This window comes from Bacillus sp. 123MFChir2, assembly GCF_000383235.1.
In the GTDB taxonomy this organism is placed as follows: domain Bacteria; phylum Bacillota; class Bacilli; order Bacillales; family Bacillaceae_G; genus Bacillus_A.
Genome location: NZ_KB910944.1, coordinates 59,577 through 68,534, shown reverse-complemented (window position 1 = coordinate 68,534; position 8,958 = coordinate 59,577). Strand labels below are relative to the sequence as shown.

Below are 8,958 nucleotides of genomic sequence, written 5' to 3'. Positions count from 1 at the left end.
GATCTAACTTTTTAGGCTTCCGATTAAGATCCACTAAATATTCTTTTACTTCCTCAAACGTCATTTCCAAGTATTTATAGACCGTAGGTCGTGAGATTTTTAGCTCTTCTGCAATTTGTGCAACTTTAAATTTCTTCTCATGTAATTGACGAATTTTCAAGTATAGCATTAACTTCTCCTCCAAATCCCCAACCTCCAATAAACAGATACTTTCAGTTTACTAGAAAATTGGTTTTAATGAGCTAAAGTGTAAAAGGTTTCTTAGCGAAAACTGTCAATTTTATTTTAGCGTTTACAAGGGCCTTTTCCTGCCACATGCATAGTTTAAAATAAAGGGAAAAAGCAAGTGCAGGTCATGTTGCATTCTACATACCAGCAACTTATTTGTGATTTATATAGTATAACAAACGGCAGAAATAAAAATAGAAGGAATTATCGACTATATATTGACGACAATTCCCTCTATTACAACCACTACTCATTCTGCTAAACTATCATTATTTTGCAACGAAATAATTCGTCACATACTGCGCCCAAAGCTCATGACCTTTCGCGCTTGGGAAACCGAACTCATCTTGTAAATATGGTAAGATATTCTTCGTCGTTGGATCTGGCCATACTTCCCAATGATTAATATATGTATAACCGTTTTGCTCAGCAAGCTGCTTTAAAGCAGCAATCGCTTTCGGATAATTCTTTGCATTATACACCGGGTTTGGCGGTTGAATCATAATCACCGCATCCTTCGCCCCTGCTTGCAATGATTTTACAAACTTTTGCGTATTTGCTACAGAATTACCGTTACCTGATTTACTATTATCTGTAACAAACGGCGGTTCAAATAAGATCACATCTGGCTTTGCATCTGCAATCTCTTTATCACGGTTCTTCGCAATTAACTCATCTGTACTTTCATCCTTAAACTCTTTCACAGTAACATTCCAAAGCGATTCACCATACGCCTGCTTTAAATTAGCAGTTAACTTTTCTGGCCAAGCATTAGCCGCTGAAGCTTGATCCCCAACAATTACAAGATTCACAGCCTTCTTATCAGCTGCTGCTTTCTTCAACTTTTCCTTTACCGCATCAGGTAAATTCTTTGCATACGCTTCATTAAAAGAAACTTTTGTTTCCGGCTTTTTTTCTTCTGTCTTTGCACTTTGCTTTTGTGTACTTACTTCTTCCACTTTCTTCTCTTGCTTTGTTTCCCCCGCTTGCTGCGTTGCATTGGCAACCTTCTTATTCCAATACAACTTACCGCTCACAACAGAAGCAACAAACAACACAAAAACAACAAGCACAAATAATGCTTTTTTATTCATTCGTTCACCTCATCTGTTCATCTCATACTACATATATATTAGTATAAAAGCATGTAAAAATAAACCCAACTACTGTACGAGTAGTTGGGTTTGTGAAAGATTACTTTTTGCCTACCTCAAGATGTTCTTTTAACTTATTAGATAAATTTTGACGGTCTTGTTCTGATACGAAATAGTACCAAATTTTATCTTGTATATGACCATCTCCAGGAATTTGAACATCCTCTGTATTTTGTAGACAATCTTTATAATTCTTTTGCATATCAAACATTTGATCTTGTGTTAAGTTTGTTTTCACATTCTTCTGAACCGCTTTTAATACATCACCATAGTTAGCAAGCGATGAGACATTAGCTCCTTTTGAAATAACAGCCTGCATTACCTGACGTTGACGCATTTGACGACCGAAATCGCCGCGAGGATCTTGTTTACGCATACGAGTATATGCTAAAGCTTCATCACCTGTTAAATGAATATTTCCTTTGGCAAAATGGTGTGCATCCTGCGTAAACTCTAAATCGTTATTCACATCTACACCGTCAACAGCATCAACAATATCTTTAAAACCTTCCATATTTACTTCAATATAATAATTAATTGGCATATCTAAAAATTTCTCTACTGTTGCAACAGACATGTCCACGCCGCCGAACGCATAAGCATGGTTAATTTTATCTTTTTTACCTTTACCAACAATCTCTGTATACGTATCACGTGGAATACTTACCGTTTTCATTGATTTTGTTTTTGGATTTAATGTAATAACCATTAAAGAATCCGAACGCCCTTTATCATCCCCACGCTCATCTGCACCTAATAACAAAATGGAGACAGGTTTAGATTCTTTTACTTTAGCTTTTGCTTCTTCTGCTCCCTTGCTATTATCTTTATCACGTTGCAATGGCTTATGGACGTCATTTAACGTATTAGAAACTGAAGAATATACATGATAAGCATAAGCCCCTGTTCCTATTACAAGTACTCCTACAATCCCTAATATCCAAAATAGGATTTTCTTTTTCATCCGTTTACCCTTCTTTCTATTTGTGCACTAATTCTTTATGCTCATATCCACTCAAAAACTGATTTTACTAAGGCCAAGAAAAGTGAATAGCCTCTTCAATAACAATATGGTAGGTTGTATTTACTAATGATACTAATATAGACAAATCAATCAAACTAAAATCATTATACGATATATTCAACTTTTTATCAGTCACAATTTCGCATCTTTCTAATGATTCCGGCGTTAAAAATAGAACTTCATTCTCTATATTATACATTCCATTTGTCTTATACTGCTACAAGAGACTATATGTACACCTACATTTTCACTAATAAGAAGATACTTTCTATTAGCCCCAACTTCTATTGGTCCATGTATCTTTCACCTAGTAATCTGCTCATGTTTATAACCATACTTATTATTAGACTGCCATCTCCACGAATCTGCACACATTTCTTCAATCCCTCGTTTTGCTTTCCATCCTAATTCTCTTTCGGCTTTCGAAGGATCTGCAAAACATATTGCAACATCCCCCGGTCTTCGTTCTATAACTTTATAAGGAATCTTTTTCCCTGAGACTTTCTCAAATGCTTGTACCATCTCTAAGACGCTATAACCATTTCCTGCCCCAAGATTATACGCTTCTACTCCTGTAGTCTGTAATACCTTTTTAAGAGCCTTCACGTGTCCATTAGCAAGGTCAACAACATGGATGTAATCACGTACACCTGTACCGTCTTTTGTCGGATAATCATTACCAAACACTTTTAATTCTGGTAACTTTCCAACTGCTACTTGTGTTACATATGGCATTAAGTTATTTGGAATTCCATTTGGATCTTCCCCAATGCGACCACTTTCATGTGCACCGAATGGATTAAAGTAACGAAGCAATGCAATACTCCATTTAGGGTCAGCAAAAGCCAAGTCACTCATAATTTGTTCTATCATCAATTTTGTTTGGCCATACGGATTTGTTGAACTTAAAGGAAAATCTTCTGTAATTGGTGATGTCTTAGGCGCACCGTATACTGTTGCTGATGAACTAAAGATCAGCTTCTTCACATTATGTTTTTGCATCACATCACATAAGACCAATGTACTTGTAATATTATTATGATAATACGTAAGCGGAATAGTTACTGACTCCCCAACAGCTTTTAAACCAGCAAAATGAATTACCGCATCAATTATATTTTCTTCAAAAATTGCGTTAATCGCCTCGTAATTTAGAAGATCTTCTTTATAAAATTTAAATTGATTTCCTGTTATTTCTTTTACTCTGTTTAACGCTTCTACCGAGCTATTAGAAAGGTTATCAACCACCACAATCTCATAACCACTATTTAATAATTCTACACATGTGTGGCTACCTATATATCCCGCTCCACCGGTTACGAGTATTGCCATAATCAATCACTTCCCCTTCTTTACCCTATGATATATTTCTTTATCTAACTAACAATACTGAAGAAGAAAAATATACTATTTCTCTCTTCAGTAAACTACTCGAGCAGGAGGCCTTCTCTGAATTCAAACACACTTTCTCATTAATATCAGATTGTAAAATATTCAAATTCGTTTGGAGACTAAAAAGAGGTCATTTCATAATTAGTATCACTAGCTCCTTGCATATTATTATTTCTACCAATTCTATATTTAAAGTTTAATCCGTGTGTTAATCCAAAAATAAAACAAAAAACTGTAAAATATGTGAACCATCCTTCAAATATAGGTTCAACCATAAATGTTAAAAACATCGCTGTATATATCCCTACAATCAGACCCTTTAACACTACTGGCTGATCAGACTTAATAAAATTACGCAGAGATACTAATGCTAAGGCTGTTATTATCAATAATAAAAAGAGGGATAACACCCCGACATCATATCCTACATCTAGCCACATATTGTGTGCATAATTCAAGCTTAATGATGTTTTTCTTCCTCCTGTTGGATTTGTAAATAAGCCCATGAACGCTTCCTTCCAAGATTCAAAACGAGGATCACTTCTCATGTCCATTTCATTAAAACGAGAAAACAAAGGATACTGTAATAAAAAGGATTTAATGGCCATATTGTTATCATATAAAAGTTTAATAAAAATAACCAAAAATACTCCAACAAGCCATTTTACAACTTTTAGAAACGTTGTTTTTTTAACCAATAAACTGACAGATATTAATGCAGCTAAAATTAATATAAAACCTGTTCTATTTGCTAAAATGATAATTCCATACAAGCTAATCAAAAATGATAAGATACATAATGATTTTAGGATTTTTCCATAACGCATCTCTTTAAAACTCATAAAACAGGTTGGAAGTATTATTAAACCCAATGACAAATACGTATTAAATCCAGTAGCGCTAATAAGACCGTCATTCCAAAAATTTAAAACTACACGACCATTTAATGCCTTCATTGCTGCATCTATGCTACCATACGTATTAATTGTTTTCATTAGACTTAAAAATGAAAATAACGAAAAAGAAAAAATAACACCAAAAATTGAAGCATAAGTTAATTTTTTATTTACTCCATCTTTTCTTACAACAAGTTCCCCTAACATAAATAAGCATACTGGATATAATAAATAAGAATAAAAAGTGAAGCTTGACTGTATATACCCGTAACTATTCATTGTGAGAGTAAAAATAGTAGAAAAAGCAATAATTATACCCACAATAATAAAATATCTAATATTAAATCTATAAAATACTAGATGCATCACTAAAAATGGTAGCAATAAAAGAGGTATAAAAATTCCTTCTCCTCTAAAATTAAGGCAGTATAACACAAGAGCTAAAAAATATAATACTTGACTTTTTTTACCGCTATGAACTTCAGAAATACCCAATAAAAACAACTCCTAAAGTAAAGCCTTTACTAGACTACAACAATTTATTTAATTCAAGAATGTTTTTTCGCAAATGATTATGGTACTTTTATCCATATAAAGACTCAAAAGCCCTTAAAACCGTAACATTACATTTACTAAAAATTTATTATAATGAGACCAAGAATCTATACATAAGCGAGTCTTCCTTCCCTTTCTATAGAAGTTAAACAAATTATTTATAGACCTTGCATAATTAGACTAGTTTAACCAGCTCATTTACTGCCTAATCCATATGTCGAAATTCCAAGTTACTTATACATATTTCTTACCCTTTAATCTTTACTAAATAAATCTCTTGTATATACCTTATCCTCTACTTCACGTAAATCATCGGATAATCTATTAGCTACAATTACATCACTTATCCTCTTAAACTCTTCAAAGTCACTAATTACTCTAGAATTGTAAAATGCCTCTTCATCAAGAGTTGGTTCGTATATAACAACTTCAATCCCTTTCGCTTTAATACGCTTCATAACCCCTTGAACTGCCGATTGCCTAAAATTATCTGAATCCATTTTCATGGTAAGCCTATATATACCCACAATCTTAGGATTCTTCTTTATAATCATTTCTGCAATATGATCTTTTCTCGTTCTATTTGCATCAACAATTGCTGTCATTATATTATTAGGAACATCTGCATAATTCGCTAATAACTGTTTCGTATCTTTAGGCAGACAGTAGCCACCATAACCAAAGGACGGGTTATTATAGTGATTTCCTATTCGTGAATCTAGCCCAACCCCTTCAATAATTTGTTTTGTATCTAAGCTTCTTACCTCTGCATATGAATCTAGTTCATTAAAAAAAGCCACTCTCATGGCTAGATATGTGTTAGCAAATAATTTAATCGCTTCTGCTTCAGTTGAATTTGTAAACAGTACAGAGATATCTTCTTTAACAGCTCCTTGAACTAGTAAATCAGCAAATGTCATTGCTCTATCAGATTTTTCACCAACAATTATACGTGAAGGGTATAAGTTATCGTATAAAGCCTTACCTTCTCTTAAAAACTCTGGTGAGAAAATAATATTATCTGTTTCAAACTTCTCTTTTACCTTCTCTGTATAACCTACCGGGACTGTTGATTTAATTATCATTATAGCTTCTGGATTAATAGATAAAACATTAGCAATCACAGCTTCGACAGTTCTTGTATTAAAATAGTTTTTATCTGGGTCATAATTTGTCGGTGTTGCAATAATAACGTACTCTGCATCTTTGAATGCCTTATAATTATCCGTAGTAGCAATTAGATTTAACTCTTTTGTTGCTAAGAATTCTTCAATCTCATTATCTATAATAGGTGATTTCCTACTATTAATCATATTTACTTTTTCTTCAATAATATCAAGTGCTATTACCTCATTATGTTGAGCTAATAAGACTGCATTAGATAAGCCCACATAACCTGTTCCTGCTATTGTGATTTTCACTTCAATCACACCCTCAATAATTTTTTTATAAAGCGTTTTGGTTTAACCAGATAGTATCCTAGCCGGCTACCATAGTGATTCTGAAAATTTTTCAGTATATCCTTGTTTAAATCTGGGTCATCAAAGCTACATTTCGTAAAAGTTTCATCAATTTTTACATCATAATGGGATGTAATTCCACTATGTGTTCCAGAACCATCTAATCCAATATTTTTTATTCGAGACTTAACGGGATATACAGTAAGCAAATCTTTCTTTGATTGTGTGTAGCACCAACGGATTGCCCACGAATCTATGATTCCTTCCATTTGAGCATCTAACATATTTGCCATGTCTCTTCCACCACGATTAAATTGATTTCTTAAGCGTCTGCTCCCTTTAAACTCTGCGTAGTCTTTTACATCCCAATCCACTTGATTCCATCTATTCTTCCATGTTGCCCATCCCCAACTACACCCTCTATAAGAATAATAAATTTCACTCTTATAGCCTTCAGGAAATGCAATTGGTATATTATACCCACTGATTGACCAAACCTTATCTAAGTCATTGTAATAATTTAGCCCATCATTCATATACGTTAAAAAATCAGGTGTTGTTACTAAATCATCTTCTAAAACGATTACTTTTCCATATTCTTTAATAATTTTGCTAACTCCATCAATTACCGATTTAGCTAGTCCTTTATTTATATCTGCCTTCTTAATCGTAAGTGATTTAAAATACTTTTTTTCTTCGATAGTATCAATATACTCTCGCACTGCTCTTACCTTTTCCAAAGAGTTCTCATTCTTAGCTGCATCAGAAAAAATAAAGACGGTGGATTCTCTTGCTAATTTATTTTTAGCCAAAGCTTCAATTGTTTTTATTGTATGTTCAGGTCGATTGTAAACAAAAATTATAACCGGAGCTAACATTAAATTGCCTCCATTATTTTAAATTTATAGCTTCCTCAAATTAAATAAATATTTTGGGGAAAATGCCTTTATAATCATGACGCTGGATATTCGTGTTTTTTTGAAAAGAACTAACGCAAAGACATTTGCAAAAATTTGGGCTATAAGAGTTGCAAATGCTGCCCCAAATCCTCCATAAGTAGGTATCAATAGATAATTTAAACCTACATTTATTACCAAACCTACTAAAGTATAAAATAACGTATACTTCTGCAGATTTTCAACTAATAGCCAAATTGATCTTGCAGATCCTAACGTTGCAAAAGTACCAGCCCATACGCTCACTGTAATTATATCTGCTGCTCGATTATATTCTTGTCCATATAAAATTGACACAATAAAATCTGAAAATAGAATGATAAACAGTCCAAACGCTATTCCAATCCATGCAACAATTGAATACAAAGTTTGCATAGCATTTATATACTTTTCATCAGTTTCTAATTTTTTCTTCATAATAATAGGTTGAAATGAGGTAATAACGGCTAAGGGTACAAAATACCACATGTTCGCAATTTGAGTTGCAGCTGAATACATACCTAATTCCTTTTTATTTGTCAACATGGAGCCCAACATCACCTTGTCAAGTTGCATATAAAGCGTTACCATAAGCCCTGAAAGAATTAAATACCAGCTTTGCGATAATATTTTTTTTGCATATTGGAATTTAAATTTCAACTTTGTATAAGATGTTCTATTTTTAAAATATGCAATAACTAGCGCTATTCCTACAATTAATGCATCAGACATATAAATGAGAGCTAGATGGAATAAACTTCCCTTTAAAAACACAAAAGCTACTTTGAGTAAAGCAGAAAAAACGTATGCACCCATACGAATTAACGAAGATATTTTCGATTTTTGGTGTGCTTGTATCCAATATTCAATAACTTCTAATGATTTAAAAATCATAGTAAATGACATAATCATTACAAGTGAATGAACAAGAGGTTCATTTGGTGCAAACAATCGAATAATTACACTGGTTAAAAAGGTTAAAAAGATTCCCCCTATTACTCGTAAAACTAAAGACGTAAAGAGTATTGTTCCCTCTTCTTCTTCTTGATGCACAATCGATTTAATAGATAATGTTTCTAACCCTAGTGTCGATAAAGCCGTAAACAAAGTAACAAAAGCTAGGGCATAATTGTATAATCCATACTTTTCTGGACCCAAATACCTAGCTACTAATGCCATAACAAATACACCAATAACCATAGTAAAGACTTTATCTCCAACTAACCAACTTGCATTACGCATAATTTTTGCAGCGACTTCATTACCTTTTATTCGTTCAAACGATAATGCAATAATATTTTTAACTTTCAATGT

At 33.1% G+C, this 8,958-nt stretch carries 8 protein-coding genes; all 8 read right to left on the bottom strand.

Features of this window, described 5'->3' with window-relative positions:
- Positions 1-169, bottom strand: a 169-nt coding sequence (locus H280_RS25060; protein WP_155895006.1) for a helix-turn-helix domain-containing protein, incomplete at its 3' end; no start/stop codon positions are given.
- 328 nt (positions 170-497) lie between these two features.
- Positions 498-1,322, bottom strand: a complete 825-nt coding sequence (locus H280_RS0112610; protein WP_020061491.1) for an SGNH/GDSL hydrolase family protein — start codon at positions 1,320-1,322, stop codon at positions 498-500.
- A gap of 100 nt (positions 1,323-1,422) precedes the next feature.
- Positions 1,423-2,346 (bottom strand): polyisoprenyl-teichoic acid--peptidoglycan teichoic acid transferase TagU, encoded by a 924-nt coding sequence (gene tagU / locus H280_RS0112605; protein WP_020061490.1) that lies wholly within the window; start codon positions 2,344-2,346, stop codon positions 1,423-1,425.
- Between the two features lie 363 nt (positions 2,347-2,709).
- On the bottom strand, positions 2,710-3,738 hold the full coding sequence (galE, locus tag H280_RS0112595; RefSeq protein ID WP_020061489.1) for a UDP-glucose 4-epimerase GalE: 1,029 nt from the start codon (positions 3,736-3,738) through the stop codon (positions 2,710-2,712).
- A gap of 179 nt (positions 3,739-3,917) precedes the next feature.
- Complete coding sequence (locus tag H280_RS0112590) at positions 3,918-5,189, bottom strand: hypothetical protein (RefSeq protein WP_020061488.1); 1,272 nt, start codon at positions 5,187-5,189, stop codon at positions 3,918-3,920.
- Between the two features lie 314 nt (positions 5,190-5,503).
- Entirely contained in the window at positions 5,504-6,670 is a 1,167-nt protein-coding gene (locus H280_RS0112585; protein ID WP_020061487.1) for a nucleotide sugar dehydrogenase, read from the bottom strand.
- A gap of 5 nt (positions 6,671-6,675) precedes the next feature.
- Complete coding sequence (locus H280_RS0112580) at positions 6,676-7,587, bottom strand: glycosyltransferase (RefSeq protein ID WP_020061486.1); 912 nt, start codon at positions 7,585-7,587, stop codon at positions 6,676-6,678.
- 24 nt (positions 7,588-7,611) lie between these two features.
- A complete protein-coding gene (locus tag H280_RS0112575; protein ID WP_020061485.1) occupies positions 7,612-8,955 on the bottom strand; it encodes a flippase in 1,344 nt (447 codons plus the stop codon).
- Positions 8,956-8,958 lie beyond the last annotated feature (3 nt).

Excerpts from the sequence above, each read along its gene's own strand:
- H280_RS0112610 (WP_020061491.1), bottom strand. The coding sequence starts at position 1,322 with ATGAATAAAAAAGCATTATTTGTGCTTGTTGTTTTTGTGTTGTTTGTT.
- tagU (WP_020061490.1), bottom strand. The coding sequence starts at position 2,346 with ATGAAAAAGAAAATCCTATTTTGGATATTAGGGATTGTAGGAGTACTT.
- galE (WP_020061489.1), bottom strand. The coding sequence starts at position 3,738 with ATGGCAATACTCGTAACCGGTGGAGCGGGATATATAGGTAGCCACACA.
- H280_RS0112580 (WP_020061486.1), bottom strand. The coding sequence starts at position 7,587 with ATGTTAGCTCCGGTTATAATTTTTGTTTACAATCGACCTGAACATACA.